Genomic DNA, 14,536 nt, shown 5'->3' on the forward strand with positions numbered 1-14,536 from the left:
TAAACGCCTTTTACCATTTTAGAGTGATACGCGAATAGCTAGTCGTATTTAGCAACAGCCGTATCAAACAGGTTCTTCACTAACGCGATATATTCATCAAGAAATACAATTTGTTCGTTAGTCGCTTTCTTAGCCCACACACCCGCTAATACTTCACCAAGATCCGCTACTACGGCATCTGCTTCTTTCAAAAGTTGAAAACGAACGCTCGAATGCAACTCTGGGTTTTGCTCGAAAATAGCCATGATGTTCGTTGAAATCATGTCGGTAACAATATCTTCGACACTTTCGTTTCCAGTATCACCATTACTATTGGTAAACACATCAAGGTTGAATGATAGGTGCTCGATTAAAGCCAAATAGCCATCGGTTTCTACAACCACAATAATTCTCCGTTTTAAGCTCTAGAGCAGATTAATACGTACTTGCCTAATACTATGTAAATGAAGCTATTTGTCATCACTTTATTGCCCAAAACCGCATTAAAATGATCCTAGTTAGTATTTCAGCTTAAAATTAAATCGATATAGCTTTATGTGGTATACCTGCCTACTTACGACATAAGTAAATTCACGCCAACAAAGTGTAAGACAAACTTTGAAGCAAAGTATTGCGCCAGTTAACAATAGCCCTTTCAACTAACTCTAAAAGCTCATTTAATTTAGTCGCTAGACAATAACAAGCTCAAATCACTTTTCCAGTTTGTTGCGTTCAAAACCGTTTCGATTGTGAGACCAGTTCCAAACTATTTCATCACGTCAGGTTTTCAATTTATGTTTGTATTTCAAAGAGCTTGAATCAGGTCGAGTTCACAATTCGGCCAATTGATTCTGCGTAAGATGAAGAAGAGCTAAGAACATTGACGAGTGCGTCTATAAATTGTTCAGATTTATCCTAAACTATTGCTATTAAACAAACAGTATTTCTAACCTTCAATCTTTTTAATTTTCAGTCTTTGAGGATTTCCTATGTGGCAGGCCATTTCTCAACAACTTTCAGATACTCTTCTATTTAACTTTCAGATTACTGAACGTACCAAGGTTTCTGGTGGCGACATTAACGATTGCTATATGATCAGCGATGGTAATGAACGTTACTTTGTGAAAGTGAATCAGCGAGAATTTTTACCTAAGTTTGAAATTGAAGCTGAGAACTTACGCTTGTTAAGAGAAACCTCCACCGTTTACGTTCCTGAGTTGGTGCTTATTGGCAAAACCAAAGAGTGCTCGTTCATTATTCTCAATTACTTGCCGACCAAACCGCTCGAGACGGGCAACAACAGCTTCGATTTCGGCGTTCAGCTTGCGCAGCTTCATCAATGGGGCGAGCAAAAAGAGTTTGGTTGCGACCAAGACAACTATATCGGCAGCACACTTCAACCTAACCCTTGGCATAAGAAATGGGGTCGCTTTTTCTCCGAGCAACGCATTGGTTTCCAACTGCAACTGCTCAAAGAGAAAGGCATCGAGTTTGGTGATATTGATGACATCGTTGATGTGGTGAATATGCGTCTTGCTGGCCATAACCCTCGCCCTTCTTTGCTTCATGGGGATCTTTGGAATGGCAATGTAGCAAATTCAGCCTTTGGGCCAATCTGTTACGACCCGGCTTGTTATTGGGGTGATCATGAATGCGATTTGGCATTGACGGAATTGTTTGAAGGGTTTCCAAAAGAGTTTTATGAAGGTTATCAGAGCGTCAATCCACTCGACGTTGGCTATAATGATCGGAAAGACATTTACAACTTGTACCATCTTCTTAACCACTGCAATCAATTTGGCGGCGAATATTTAGCACAAACTGAAGCATGCATTCAGAAGATACAGGCCGTTTAATACCAATCACAGCGAGCTAAGTCGATCTATAAAGCTACTGCGGTCTATACAAGCTGCAGCGATCTATAAAGCGACTACGATTGAGACAAGTTACAGTGAGGAGAATTCGCGATGCATAAATACACAGAGAAACATGTCTCCTGCCCCCACTGTGGGCATGCCATCAGCATAACGCTTGATGCTTCTAATGGGAGCCAAGATTTTTATGACGATTGCCCAGCATGTTGCAATGCCATTCACCTCGACATGCAGGTAGATGAGGTAAGAGACAGGATTAATCTCTCGATTGATGCAGACGACGAACAAGTCTTCTAACACCTACTCTCTTGTCGAGTTGGCTCTACACCTCGATTTAAAGCTACCCTCGATTTTGAGGCTAGCCTAGAAAAACGCAAATACACACAAATAGAAAAAGAGCACTCAATGTGCTCTTTTTTAATGTCTTCGACGTTTACTTAGTCAGCGCTTTTTAAGCAAGTGCTGTTGATAAACCGCAACTACTATTTTTGGTTTGCTAGTACGCGTTCAACAGTATCAACAATCGCTTGTGTTTGAGGATCAAACTCAATGTTTACTTGGTCGCCTACTTCACGGCCGCCAAACAGAGTACGATTCAGTGTTTCTGGGATCAGGTGAACGGAGAAACGGTTCTCTTCCACTTCACCAATCGTTAATGAACAACCATCAACTCCGATGTAGCCCTTGCTCAACACATACTTCATTGATTCTTGAGGCAGCTCAAACCAAAGCGTGCGGTTGTTTTCTGTCTTAATCACATCAACGAGATTAGCCATCAAAGTAATGTGGCCAGACATGCTATGCCCGCCAATTTCGTCACCAAACTTTGCTGCACGCTCAACATTCACTTTGTCACCAACATTCAGCTGGCCTAAGTTCGTCAATCGCAATGTCGCTTGCATTAAATCAAAAGCAATCTGGTTGCCAGAAATTTCCGTTACCGTTAAGCAACAACCGTTATGAGCTACTGAAGCACCAATTGCTAATCCGTCAACCAATTCGTCACTTAACTCAATGGTATGAGTTTGAAACAACTCTTTTTTGTTTATAGCAACCAGTGTTGCCATGCCTTGAACGATACCTGTAAACATAAGATTCCTATTTAGCATTCTAATAACAGTTTTTCATAGCAGTTATTGTGACATTTCTTTATGATTCGTCCAGTGGAAGCTTAAGATCATTGTCTCTGATTCCTTCAGAATGTCCTTTCCTACACTATTATTCTAATTTTCCCTCTTATTTGGAGTTGTTTGTGCATCGTTACAAAGAAGAATCCTCGAATCTAATCAAACTTGCGACCCCAGTATTGATCGCATCTGTTGCACAAACTGGAATGGGTTTTGTTGATACCGTGATGGCCGGTGGCGTAAGTGCTATCGATATGGCCGCGGTTTCGATTGCAGCAAGCATCTGGCTACCATCAATCTTATTTGGTGTCGGTCTATTGATGGCGTTGGTTCCTGTCGTTGCACAACTGAATGGTTCTGGTCGACAAGTCAAAATTCCATTTGAGATTCAACAAGGTGCTTTTTTAGCACTCGTCATTTCCCTTCCAATCATTGGCGTCCTGTTCCAGACGCAATTGATATTGGAGTGGATGGACATTGAACAACTCATGGCGGAAAAGACCATCGGCTATATGAATGCGGTGATGTTTGCTGTACCTGCATTTTTGTTGTTCCAAACATTGCGAAGCTTTACCGATGGTATGTCTTTAACTAAGCCTGCGATGGTGATTGGTTTTATTGGTTTGCTATTAAACATCCCGCTCAACTGGATGTTCGTATACGGAAAACTTGGTGCTCCTGCTCTGGGTGGTGTTGGCTGTGGCGTTGCAACGGCTATCGTATATTGGGTGATGTTTGCTCTGCTGTTCGCTTACGTTTTAACATCAAAGCGTTTGGCGAAAATCAACATCTTCGGTACGTTCCATAAACCGCAACTTAAAGCTCAAATCCGTCTGTTTAGACTTGGTTTCCCAGTCGCGGCCGCTATCTTCTTCGAGGTAACTCTGTTTGCGGTGGTTTCTCTGTTGGTTGCACCATTAGGTTCATTGATTGTTGCGGCGCACCAAGTCGCGATCAACTTCTCTTCGCTGGTCTTCATGATTCCAATGAGTATCGGTGCAGCCGTGAGTATTCGTGTTGGGCATAAGTTGGGCGAAAACAACACCGAAGGCGCTAAGATCGCGACACACGTGGGTATCATTGTTGGTTTAGTGACAGCCTTAATGACAGCGGCGTTAACGGTTCTGTTTAGAGAGCAGGTTGCATTACTTTACACAGAGAACACTGCGGTAATTACCGTTGCAATGCAGTTGCTGTTGTTCGCGGCGGTTTATCAATGTACTGACGCCATCCAAGTTATCGCTGCAGGTGCTCTACGTGGCTACAAAGACATGCGTTCAATCTTCAACATTACCTTCGTTGCTTACTGGTTGCTTGGCCTTCCTATCGGCTACATCTTGGGTATGAAAGATTGGATTGTTGAACCTATGGGTGCGCACGGCTTCTGGATTGGTTTCATCGTCGGTCTAACGTCAGCAGCGATTATGCTAGGAATGCGCTTACACTGGATGCACAAGCAGGATGATGACGTACAGTTAGAATTTAGTTCTCGTTAGATTCGCACTCGCTTAGTCGGTCTATCTGATTTCGAACACAAAAAAGAGTTCTGATTTTCAGGGCTCTTTTTCGTTTAATGGTTAGGTAGATCGTATCTGCCTTAATATTCACTCTTCTCTCGTACAAAGCGGGCAAACTTGGGTTTTCCGTTTTGAGTAAAACCATTGTAGCGAAAGGTAATACGGCTTCCGATTTCAGGCGGTGCAAGTCTCATTTGGTCACTGAACCCGCTGCCGATATAAAATTCTACCCCCTCTTCTGTGTGAACCAAAATTGAACCCATCATCCCTTTATACTTCCCTGTACCACCCTTGTAACCAATAACCGTGGCTTCGGCATCATGATGCCTTTTAAGCTTTAACAAATCATTACTTCGGCCTGCTTGATAACGACTGGTGATCTTTCTAAGCATCAAACCTTCGCCATTACGCTCATCGACATTATCAAGTTGATGAAACAAAGCCTCTTCACTGTGAATTGGTACATGTTCTATGTAACTGACGTGAGATTCTCTAATCACCCTTACCCAATGCAAAATGTTGTAATAGCGCTTTTGATAATCTCCCGCAGCGCCGGGCATATCAAACAGCATGAAGTCGATTTGCCGCCATGCAGTGTCACTCGGCGTTTGGTCGAGAACGGTAGATTGAACGAGATGGAACTTGCCCCTTCCTGCCCACAACTCCCCTTCGAGATGGACCTTAGGCAAGTTTTCCGTAAACCACTTGGGTGAGTAAATGCGATTACCATTGCGTGTATAAAGGTGTTGTCCATCCCATAGAGCGCGAATCCCATCAAGTTTTTCACTCTTCCAGTATTCAGAAACATCTATGCCTTGCTGGTAGGAGTTTGCTAGCACCAAATGGTCAGGAGGCAAATAGGATGAATGAGATGAAAGCGAACACGCCCATAGAGTGGCTAAAGCCAGTTTGGTTAATCTCATCATCTGCTCCATATTAATATCTGTAGTGGTCAACAAATGTCTTTAATCCTAAGCGCTCTAACACCCAGTTAGACAATCTTTGCCAGAAGATGCGATCCACTCACCAACCTTATCTAACCCTTGCATTAATTCACTAGAGTAATGATTTATGGCTCTCATATGTTCCGCCGTTTTTAGTTCTCATATTGAGAAACGCCTTTTCTCAATATGAGATGGGAATTCGCACTAAATATAACTCATTGAAAAATAATAACATAAAAGTTGGCACATTCAGTGCACTTGTCAATACATACTTAAAGGAGATATCGCTATGGAACTACGTAAGATTGATTTGAATACAACGACACTGACGCTTTCTATCTTCGGTGATTTGGATGCAGCAGGCAGTCGTGATGCACAAACAGACATCGATGATGTGATTTCTAACGATGGCCACCCTGAAATCGAAGTTGATTTTAGCCAGGTCGAGTTTTTAGATTCATCTGGTGTTGGCGCGATTGTTTATATGTTCAAACGCCTGACTGAGCGCGAACGCAACATGCGACTTGAAAATGTGACTGGTCAGCCTCTTGAAATTATGAACCTACTACGTATTGGCCACGCTATCCCAGTAAATTCAAAAAATCCTACAAATTCATGAAGATCCACTAAGCTAGAAGTAACAAAAAATAATAATAAAAATTAGAAACATAGGACGTTGGCATGAAAATACTGAAAAACTACATAGCCCTTTCTCTGTATGCTCTCGTTCTGGGTGGCTGTACTAGCTATCCTGAACAAGGCACAGGGGGTTTGGCGGAAAGTTATGATTCTATCAACTATCAAAACTCAGACTTCTCTCCTGTCATGCCAGACGAGCCACTTGGTCCAGAACATGGATTACGCTTTGATTGGCAGCTTGCTAAATTGCACCTTGATGCCCTGATCCAAGAAGGCGCTCGTTGGTGCTTCCCCGCTGCTGTTGTTCAAGCAATCGAAAAACAAAATCGTATTGCTCGTGAACTTCAAGGCGGTCTACTACTGGATGCAGCCAACGACTTAGTGATTCAAAGAAAACGCCTAAATGAACTTGAAGTCCAACTGGATTACGTAACCTCTCAAGCCCGCTGTGAGCCACCAAAAAATGAAACCCAATTTAGAATGCAACTGTCAGTTATCGAACAGTTATATGACCTGCTTAATGTTGATAACCAATTCGCGGAAGATTCGATTGAAGTAAACCCGAAGTACATGGGAAGACTTGCGGAAGCAACCAGCCTACTCAAAGAACACAAATCTCTAGACCTTGTTGTTACCGGCCATGCTGATGCGACAGGTACTGAAGAATACAACGATAAGTTAGCACTTGGACGAGCGAAACAAGTCGAACGCTACCTGACTATTTTTGGCTTAGGCGCTCAACGAATCAAAGCCGTATCTGTTGGCGAAACCGTCCCTCTTTTTGAAGGTGAATCTGACGGCACACGTTTAACTAACCGCCGAGTAAGTATCGAAGTTATCTCGCCTAAGAATGCCGAGAAAATGGGAGGTGGACTATGAAATCCTTGATCGCTTTTATCATCACCCTATCGTTATGCTTTGCGAATGTCGTCAATGCTAACGACGAGTTTTCAGACGCGGTTCAAGTCGGTGACCTTATCCAAGTTAACGTACCCGGTGAAAGTACCTTAAACACGGGGTTCCAGGTGGATAAGCGTGGCCGTATTACCCTTCCTGAAGTAGGCGCTGTGTTTGTTGCCGGTTACGACAGTGAGCAGCTTAACAAAGTCGTTCTAGAGTCATTGGCAACCGCTTATAAAGATCTTTCAAACGCTTCAGTTTATGTGAAAGAGCAGCAAATCATTATCTACGTGCAAGGCTATGTAGAGCAGCCTGGCGAATACACGCTCGCATTAGGTTCTAGCATCCAAATGGCACTTTACGCTGCGGGTGGTTTACGCCCGGGCGCGCAACTGGATAAGCTGATTCTTAAGCGAGGCGCAGATAAGAAAGAGTTTAACTACAAACGATTCCTTGATTCAGGAGACGAGTCAACATTACCCACTCTGCAATCACTGGATTCACTATTCGTTCCAGCTTCTCCATTAGTCGGTAACATCGAGCAAGAGTTTGACGCAGCAAAGCTTGCTAACTCAGGTGACAGTGCTGATTCTCGTAACTCCATCAAAGTGTTTGGTGAGGTGAACGCGCCGGGTTCGTTCACTTACAAAGAGAACACCGACCTTGTCGACGTACTTATGCGTTCGGGTGGCGTAACTCGTTATGCCAGTGTTGAGCAAATCCGAGTGATTTCGAACAATACCCCAACGCTATTCAACCTAAAACGTTACTTAGATTCTGGTGACGAAAGCCTGCTTCCAATTTTACGTCCGGGCGCGACCATTTTCGTTCCTAAGCAAGAAGAAGAGATCAAATCTGGGGCGAATATGGTTTACGTGATGGGCGAAGTCGCAGCACCTGGTGCTTTTGAAGGCAAGAGAGACGCGACATTTATGGATATCTTAGCTAATGCGGGCGGGCCAACTCGATTTGCAGAGTCGCGACAAATCCGTGTCATCAAAGCAGATGGCAGAGTGCTTAAATTCGATTTAGCGGCTTACACTGAAGGCTTACCTAACTCTAACCCTCCTAGCATCAAAGCTGGTGACGCGATTTTCGTTCCTGAGAAAACCGACATGAACGAGAAGTCTTGGTTGAAAATCACGCCAGACCGAGCAGTTAACGTGATTGGTGAGGTAAATCGACCTGGTCGTATTGAATGGTCAGACGAAATGAACTTCATGGGATTACTGGCACACGTCGGCGGCCCTACACTACGCGCTGACACATCGAAAATTGAAGTCGTGACTGGTAGAAAGTTGGTTGTATTTAACCTTGATGATTTCATTCGAAATGGCGCGCCACGTGACCAAATGCCTCAAATTCGCGCGGGTTCTATCGTGCGTGTTCACGACTTGCCACAAGATCCTTCCGACAATAAATCACAATGGGTTCGTCAAAGCTCTGATGCTTCGATCTACATCTTTGGACAAGTGAATGCGCCCGGTCGTTACCGCTTCACCAAAGACATGCACTTCCTTGATATCTTGTCTGCGGCTGACGGTCCAACAAAGGATGCTGACATCCACAACGTTCGAGTAACGCATCGTGACAAAACCTATTCGCAAGTAAGCAAACTTAACTTATCACTGTACTTCGAAACCGGTGACGAATCGTTACTGCCAAACGTAACCACTGGCGATACGATTTACATCCCAGAGAAAGGCAAAAACTGGCTAGATACACCGAAAGAAGAAACCGTTCGTGTGCTTGGTGCGATTAACAACCCAGGCCGTTATGTGTTCAACGACAACATGACCATTCTAGATATTCTGGCAGAAGCAGCAGGCCCTACCGACAATGCTTACGTAGAGAAAATTACCATCGTAAATATGTCTTGCTGCCAAGGTCAGGCCCGTACTTTTGACCTTGTAGAGTTCAGTAAAACGGCGAACATTTACAACCTGCCGGTGCTACGCGCTGGTGACACGATTTACATTCCAGACCGTCGCGAAAGCTTTATTGAAAAAGCACGTGTCGGACTTGATGACATACTGCGTATTACGACCACCATCGTATTAATAGGAGCTTTATAATGACTATCTCAGCGACCCATGCCGAAGTCGAGCAACTGTATTTAGCTTCTGAACTTAACGGCCAAAAATCAATATGCGTGACCGCCTGCCATTCAGGTGACGGGGTAACATCTATTGCAACCGCATTAGCTGAGCGTTTTCTTCTCGCCGGCCATTCAACGCTTTATGTTGATCTCAACTTGTTCAACCCTGCTTTCAAAGATTTGAATATGCTAGAAGACAATCAGCAAGACAAATTAATAGAACACGTTGAATCTCAGCGTACGTTTATCGGTGTCCCTGCTCCACAAGTTGCTTCAACGCAATTGGCTTATAAAGATCCGACAACGTTACAAAAAGTAGTCAACAAATGGTTAGAGAAATACGACAGAGTCATCATTGATACCTCACCGCTTCTCAACATAAACAAAGGCAATATTCCGGCGCAGTCTGTCGCGAGCGCTTGTGACAGTACACTTATGGTTGTCGCCTATGGTGAAACGTCGACTCACCACCTAGAACAAGCGAAAAAGCTGCTTGATGCACAAAGCATCAACCTAATGGGCTGCGTGATGAACATGAAACAAAAACCCAGCTTTGCACAAGAGTTGGTCAGACAAATCAATCGAATGAAATTCATCCCCGTTAAGCTTCGCGATAGCTTGGCAAACAAGCTGTATCAAAATGAATTTTTGAACCTTCCGATGTAACTTTCTTTTGCTACTTTCTGGCTGTCATTAAAATCATGACAGCCACCTATCCTATTAGACTTCAAGCCCCGACAATTCTTAATAACTCAAAACCAAATTGGGTGTTTTTGGCGAAATTATTATTAAAAATAAGATTTTAAAAACCATTCAACGCATTTCACACACATCAACCATGGTCTTACCACCTTTAAATCCCTTCAAAAATCAACAGCCCCACGCCTAACTTTAGCGGTAATGTGACACAGACGGTTAAAGTGCCATGTAAATCGCATCAAAGATGGAATTCGTACGATTATTCCCTAAGATTATAAATAGAGGTGGTTTTTGACGAATTTGTAATAGTTTGACAAAGTTATCCGATGGCTGTTGAAACACAGTGGATGAATTGGCAAATCACACTTCACTGACTTTGCACGTTTATCTATTCAAACTTCACCCATCCCTCCTTCTGCTCAAATGGTTCAAATACACGGAAAGGATCACCATCGAGCAATTTAGATAATCAATTTACCTTGGTTACCTTAGTTGTATTATTAAAGAGAAAGGAAACTCAATATGAAATACAAGTTAAGCTCCGTATTTTTGTTAGTAGCAGCAGCCAGCGGTAATGCTAACGCTGGAGAATGTGGCAGCGTAACAATCGCAGATATGAACTGGAACTCTGCAACACTGATCGCCAATATCGACCAATTCATCCTTGAACATGGTTATGGGTGTGATGCTGAACTTATCCCTGGCGACACTATGCCAACAGGCACGTCTATGGTCGAAAAAGGCCAGCCTGATGTTGCACCTGAACTTTGGAGCAACAGCTTAAAAGACGCATTAGATAAAGGTGTTGAAGAAAAACGTCTTCGCTACGCAGGTAAAGCACTTGTGAACGGCGGTGAAGAAGGCTTTTGGGTTCCGGCTTACCTAGTAAAACAGTACCCTGAAATGGCAACCATCGAAGGCGTACGCAAAAATGCAAGCTTATTCAAACACCCTGAAGACCCAGATACATCTGCATTCTACAGCTGCCCTGCAGGCTGGAACTGTCAGATCAGCGCCGGAAACTTGTTTAATGCTCTTGAGCTAGAAAACAGTGGTTTCACGATTGTTGATCCAGGCTCGAGTGCCGGCTTATCTGGCTCTATCGCAAAAGCTTATGAACGTGAAGAAGCTTGGTTTGGTTACTACTGGGCACCGACCGCTGTGCTAGGTAAATACGACATGGTTAAAGTCGACTTTGGCAGTGGCGTTAATGAGGAAGAGTTCCTTAACTGTACCACCAAAGAAGATTGTGAATCGCCAAAAGCGACCATGTACCCGCCTTCACCTGTTCACACGATTACCACTGAAAGTTTTGCGTCACGTGCTCCTGAAGCATACGACTACTTTACTAAACGTGGTTTCACAAACGACAAAATGAACTCGCTACTTGCTTGGATGGAAGACAACCAAGCTGATGGCGAAGAAGCGAGTCTGCATTTCTTAAGTGAATTCCCAGAAGTATGGCACCCATGGGTTTCTGAAGAAGTGGCTAAGAAAGTTGAAGCAGAGCTGTAAGAGCTTGATTTAATAACAAGTAATTACGCTTCAACAATAAAACAGAAATAACGTCGCTATACTTGATGTTATTCATGATTCGGAGCCCTTTTCATTAGCGATTTTCTTATCGCATGGACAAGTGGCTCCGAACTATAAGGATATAAAATGGCTGACAGCAATTGGTTATCAAGCTTTCCAGAGATGGAACGCGGTGATTTACGAACCATAAAAAAGACGCTAGATGGCGCATACCGTGAATTTTCCCGTGAATACGGCGAAATGATTGAATCTCTCTTTGACCCTCTTCTTTCATTCCTTGTTTGGTTTGAAAAACTCCTTATCTCAACACCTTGGATTATAGTCCTTGCCGTGTGTACCAGCCTTGTCTACGCAGCAAGCCGTTCTTGGAAACTGGCTTTAGGCTGTGTTGTTTCGCTGCTTCTCATCGGTTACTTTGGAATGTGGGAAGACACCATGCGAACGCTCAGTATCATTACTGTGTGTACCTTGGTTTCAATATTCTTAGGCATTCCAATTGGCATTGCGATGGCTCGTTCAAATCGAGCGCAATCTATCGTTACGCCGATGCTCGATATCATGCAAACCATGCCTGCATTCGTTTACTTGATTCCAGTGGTAATGCTACTTGGTATCGGTAAGATTCCAGGGCTAATCGCCGTTGTTATCTACGCGATTCCACCTGTGATTCGTTTGACCAATCTAGGCATACGCCTAGTCGATAAAGAAGTCCTTGAAGCCGCTACCGCTTTTGGTGCGAGCAAAAAGCAGCGCTTGTGGGGTGTTCAACTTCCTCTAGCAATGCCAACCATTATGGCGGGTATCAACCAAACCATCATGATGGCACTGTCTATGGTTGTTATCGCATCCATGATTGGTGTTAAAGGCCTAGGACAACCGGTTCTTAAATCGATCACCAACCAATACTTCACATTAGGCTTGATGAATGGTTTCGCCATCGTTGCCCTCGCAATCCTTTTTGACCGCGCTTCACAAGCGTACGCAAGAAGAACTAATGCGCATTTAGGAGGATTCAAGCATGACTAAACCATTGATTGAAATTAGTGGTCTATACAAGGTGTTTGGACCGAAACCAATGTCTGTTATGAACCGAGTTCAAAACGGCGAACACAAAGATCAGATTCTTGCGGATACGGGTCATACCGTTGGTTTAAAAGAGATTAACCTTGAGATTAACCGTGGCGAAATCTTCGTAATCATGGGGCTTTCTGGCTCGGGTAAATCGACGCTGATTCGCCACTTCAACCGTTTGATTGACCCTACTCAAGGTAAAATCATGGTTGAAGGCATTGATGTGATGAGCCTCAACACTAAACAGCTAGAAGAGTTCCGTCGTCATAAAATGTCGATGGTCTTCCAACGCTTTGGCTTAATGCCTCATCGCACTGTGGTTGAAAACGTTGCGTACGGGTTGGAAGTACAAGGCATCAAAAAAGAAGACCGTTTAGCGAAAGCCAACGAATGGTTAGAAACCGTGGGCTTGAAAGGTTACGGCAAGCAATACCCTGCGCAACTTTCAGGTGGTCAGCAACAACGTGTTGGCCTTTCTCGCGCTCTATGTACTAACGCCGAAATCTTGTTAATGGATGAAGCCTTTTCGGCACTCGATCCTTTGATTCGAAGTGAAATGCAAGATCAGCTTATCGAACTTCAAGAGAAGCTTCATAAGACGATTGTTTTCATCACTCATGATCTGGACGAAGCACTCCGTCTAGGCGATCGAATCGCAATTTTGAAAGACGGCGAGTTAGTGCAACAAGGCACACCACATGAGATTCTGCTAAATCCAGCCGATGATTACGTGGAAGCGTTCGTGAAAGACGTAAACCGTGCTCGCGCATTGACCGTTGAAACCGTTATGCAGCCTCCTCTCTATCGAATCACATCAGAAACGATTGAAGGTGCTCTGGCACAAATGAAGATGCTTAAAAACGATTACGCTTATCACGTAACGGATGACGGCTATCAAGGCCTAGTCACACAAGAGAGCCTACAAGACGCCGTTGAAGATTCATCGGTACATGACTTTAGTGATGAGATATACGAAGAAGTCCCTGCCATCTTACCTGATGCGGTGATTGAAGAAGTGCTACCCGACACAATGTCTTGTGACTACTCTCTTCCGGTTGTTGATGAAGACGGTAATCTAAAAGGTGAACTAGAGAGAAGCGCTGTTGCTGATATCTTCTCAGAAAGTAGCGAGGAAGAAGTAGAAACCGACCCAAAGCCAAAGATTGCTAAAGCTTCGTAGTTCTACTTTTCGTTATTTAGAGCTCGGCTGTTTAAATTATCGCTATTTGCGTTATAGGTATTTGGGTTATCGCTATTTGGGTTATATAGCTATTTAGATTAGCCCAAACTGCTTATCCCGCTCTAAGACCACTGTTGTTATTTCACTGCAGTGGTCTTTTTTATTTGTATCGGGCTCGTTTTCTTCTGAGATCTACCCGCATCTTAGGCTTGATAGGCACCTAAGTTTATATTTCATAAGAGAAAACAAAATTAAATCAGTCCGTTAGGTTTGTCACAAAGCCAGTAGCAAGATGAACGAGATGCAAAACAATGCGCTATTTGTACGGCAACCAGTTGAAATTATTCCAGAAAATGACTAGAACTTAATAGTACCAACAGATATTAAGCTCAACAAAAGGACTTAGTTTGATGAATTCTACTTTAGCGTCAGACGCAGCTACAAATCTAAACTCACAACAAGTGAGCGAGCTTGTCGATGAAAGCGTTCTGGAGCAAATGATTCGCGATACAAGTGCGGACATTATCCCTATCTTGATCGACCATTATGTCGAAGAATCACAAACACGCTTGGTCGCTATAAAAGAGGCTGTAACGCAGAAAGACGCTCAAATGCTTGAGTTCGAGGTCCACACTCTCGGCAGCACAGCGCTTTCGTTAGGTAATCGCCCTTTGGGTGAATTAGCTCGCGCTTTAGAAAAGCAATGCTTAGAACAGAGTCATGATGCGGCATTTCGACAAGTTGATGAATTACTAGAGCTCGCAGAGCGTTCAATAAAAGCCTTGCTTGAAAGGAAAGAGGCAGGCTTCAGCTAGCTTTGCATGTTCATTATCGGTATCAGATTAAAAACTCAAAACAGTCGTTATTAATATAGTCGCCATAAGATGCACTCCATCATGAACAGCAATGCGAGAAGTTATACAGGCCGCTTCTTAAAAGATTGCATGCGGTAGATAACAAATACACAAGACT

14 protein-coding genes are annotated in these 14,536 nt (G+C 43.5%); 11 read left to right on the top strand and 3 right to left on the bottom strand.

Going from position 1 to position 14,536, the window contains the following annotated elements; genetic code table 11:
• Nucleotides 1-38: 38 nt before the first annotated feature.
• Nucleotides 39-383 (bottom strand): DUF3802 family protein, encoded by a 345-nt coding sequence (locus tag AB6E85_RS07835; protein ID WP_010440912.1) that lies wholly within the window; start codon nucleotides 381-383, stop codon nucleotides 39-41.
• Between the two features lie 585 nt (nucleotides 384-968).
• Here AB6E85_RS07835 and AB6E85_RS07840 point away from each other — a divergent pair.
• Complete coding sequence (locus AB6E85_RS07840) at nucleotides 969-1,835, top strand: fructosamine kinase family protein (RefSeq protein ID WP_372142123.1); 867 nt, start codon at nucleotides 969-971, stop codon at nucleotides 1,833-1,835.
• 111 nt (nucleotides 1,836-1,946) lie between these two features.
• Entirely contained in the window at nucleotides 1,947-2,150 is a 204-nt protein-coding gene (locus AB6E85_RS07845; RefSeq protein WP_004733789.1) for a CPXCG motif-containing cysteine-rich protein, read from the top strand.
• A gap of 185 nt (nucleotides 2,151-2,335) precedes the next feature.
• Here AB6E85_RS07845 and AB6E85_RS07850 read toward each other — a convergent pair whose 3' ends face one another.
• Nucleotides 2,336-2,944: a riboflavin synthase subunit alpha gene (locus tag AB6E85_RS07850; protein ID WP_372142125.1), complete on the bottom strand. Its 609-nt coding sequence runs from the start codon at nucleotides 2,942-2,944 to the stop codon at nucleotides 2,336-2,338.
• A 161-nt stretch (nucleotides 2,945-3,105) separates the two neighbouring features.
• On the opposite strand from AB6E85_RS07850, the gene AB6E85_RS07855 reads away from it, so the two are divergent.
• On the top strand, nucleotides 3,106-4,476 hold the full coding sequence (locus tag AB6E85_RS07855) for an MATE family efflux transporter (RefSeq protein WP_048611045.1): 1,371 nt from the start codon (nucleotides 3,106-3,108) through the stop codon (nucleotides 4,474-4,476).
• A 101-nt stretch (nucleotides 4,477-4,577) separates the two neighbouring features.
• Here AB6E85_RS07855 and AB6E85_RS07860 read toward each other — a convergent pair whose 3' ends face one another.
• Nucleotides 4,578-5,420: a DNA ligase gene (locus AB6E85_RS07860; RefSeq protein ID WP_372142218.1), complete on the bottom strand. Its 843-nt coding sequence runs from the start codon at nucleotides 5,418-5,420 to the stop codon at nucleotides 4,578-4,580.
• 310 nt (nucleotides 5,421-5,730) lie between these two features.
• Between AB6E85_RS07860 and AB6E85_RS07865 the strand changes: the two genes are divergently transcribed.
• From AB6E85_RS07865 to AB6E85_RS07900, 8 genes are all read left to right on the top strand, one after another.
• Nucleotides 5,731-6,060 carry an STAS domain-containing protein gene (locus tag AB6E85_RS07865; RefSeq protein ID WP_004733793.1) on the top strand — a complete coding sequence of 110 codons (330 nt, stop codon included), beginning with the start codon at nucleotides 5,731-5,733 and terminating at the stop codon, nucleotides 6,058-6,060.
• Nucleotides 6,061-6,122: 62 nt separating this feature from the next.
• Entirely contained in the window at nucleotides 6,123-6,959 is an 837-nt protein-coding gene (locus AB6E85_RS07870; RefSeq protein WP_048612055.1) for an OmpA family protein, read from the top strand.
• Nucleotides 6,956-9,055 (top strand): SLBB domain-containing protein, encoded by a 2,100-nt coding sequence (locus AB6E85_RS07875; protein WP_048611051.1) that lies wholly within the window; start codon nucleotides 6,956-6,958, stop codon nucleotides 9,053-9,055. The genes AB6E85_RS07870 and AB6E85_RS07875 overlap by 4 nt, the downstream gene beginning before the upstream one ends.
• Complete coding sequence (locus AB6E85_RS07880) at nucleotides 9,055-9,744, top strand: chromosome partitioning protein ParA (RefSeq protein ID WP_372142127.1); 690 nt, start codon at nucleotides 9,055-9,057, stop codon at nucleotides 9,742-9,744. Before AB6E85_RS07875 ends, AB6E85_RS07880 begins: the two co-directional genes overlap by 1 nt.
• 555 nt (nucleotides 9,745-10,299) lie before the next feature.
• Nucleotides 10,300-11,292 (top strand): ABC transporter substrate-binding protein, encoded by a 993-nt coding sequence (locus AB6E85_RS07885; RefSeq protein WP_372142129.1) that lies wholly within the window; start codon nucleotides 10,300-10,302, stop codon nucleotides 11,290-11,292.
• A gap of 147 nt (nucleotides 11,293-11,439) precedes the next feature.
• Entirely contained in the window at nucleotides 11,440-12,339 is a 900-nt protein-coding gene (locus AB6E85_RS07890; RefSeq protein WP_019823103.1) for a proline/glycine betaine ABC transporter permease, read from the top strand.
• The gene (locus AB6E85_RS07895) at nucleotides 12,332-13,564 is read left to right on the top strand and encodes a glycine betaine/L-proline ABC transporter ATP-binding protein (protein ID WP_050621343.1); all 1,233 of its coding nucleotides are present in this window, start codon (nucleotides 12,332-12,334) and stop codon (nucleotides 13,562-13,564) included. Before AB6E85_RS07890 ends, AB6E85_RS07895 begins: the two co-directional genes overlap by 8 nt.
• Before the next feature lie 410 nt (nucleotides 13,565-13,974).
• Nucleotides 13,975-14,379 (top strand): Hpt domain-containing protein, encoded by a 405-nt coding sequence (locus AB6E85_RS07900; protein WP_050052519.1) that lies wholly within the window; start codon nucleotides 13,975-13,977, stop codon nucleotides 14,377-14,379.
• Nucleotides 14,380-14,536: the final 157 nt, after the last annotated feature.

The sequence above is a fragment of the Vibrio sp. 10N.247.311.51 genome, from assembly GCF_041467855.1.
Classification (GTDB): Bacteria; Pseudomonadota; Gammaproteobacteria; order Enterobacterales; family Vibrionaceae; genus Vibrio; species Vibrio coralliirubri.

Bases quoted from the DNA above. Each gene is read 5' to 3' on its own strand.
- AB6E85_RS07880 (WP_372142127.1), top strand. From the start codon at position 9,055: ATGACTATCTCAGCGACCCATGCCGAAGTCGAGCAACTGTATTTAGCT.
- AB6E85_RS07865 (WP_004733793.1), top strand. From the start codon at position 5,731: ATGGAACTACGTAAGATTGATTTGAATACAACGACACTGACGCTTTCT.
- AB6E85_RS07840 (WP_372142123.1), top strand. From the start codon at position 969: ATGTGGCAGGCCATTTCTCAACAACTTTCAGATACTCTTCTATTTAAC.
- AB6E85_RS07885 (WP_372142129.1), top strand. From the start codon at position 10,300: ATGAAATACAAGTTAAGCTCCGTATTTTTGTTAGTAGCAGCAGCCAGC.
- AB6E85_RS07900 (WP_050052519.1), top strand. From the start codon at position 13,975: ATGAATTCTACTTTAGCGTCAGACGCAGCTACAAATCTAAACTCACAA.
- AB6E85_RS07890 (WP_019823103.1), top strand. From the start codon at position 11,440: ATGGCTGACAGCAATTGGTTATCAAGCTTTCCAGAGATGGAACGCGGT.
- AB6E85_RS07850 (WP_372142125.1), bottom strand. From the start codon at position 2,944: ATGTTTACAGGTATCGTTCAAGGCATGGCAACACTGGTTGCTATAAAC.
- AB6E85_RS07895 (WP_050621343.1), top strand. From the start codon at position 12,332: ATGACTAAACCATTGATTGAAATTAGTGGTCTATACAAGGTGTTTGGA.
- AB6E85_RS07845 (WP_004733789.1), top strand. From the start codon at position 1,947: ATGCATAAATACACAGAGAAACATGTCTCCTGCCCCCACTGTGGGCAT.
- AB6E85_RS07870 (WP_048612055.1), top strand. From the start codon at position 6,123: ATGAAAATACTGAAAAACTACATAGCCCTTTCTCTGTATGCTCTCGTT.
- AB6E85_RS07875 (WP_048611051.1), top strand. From the start codon at position 6,956: ATGAAATCCTTGATCGCTTTTATCATCACCCTATCGTTATGCTTTGCG.
- AB6E85_RS07860 (WP_372142218.1), bottom strand. From the start codon at position 5,420: ATGAGATTAACCAAACTGGCTTTAGCCACTCTATGGGCGTGTTCGCTT.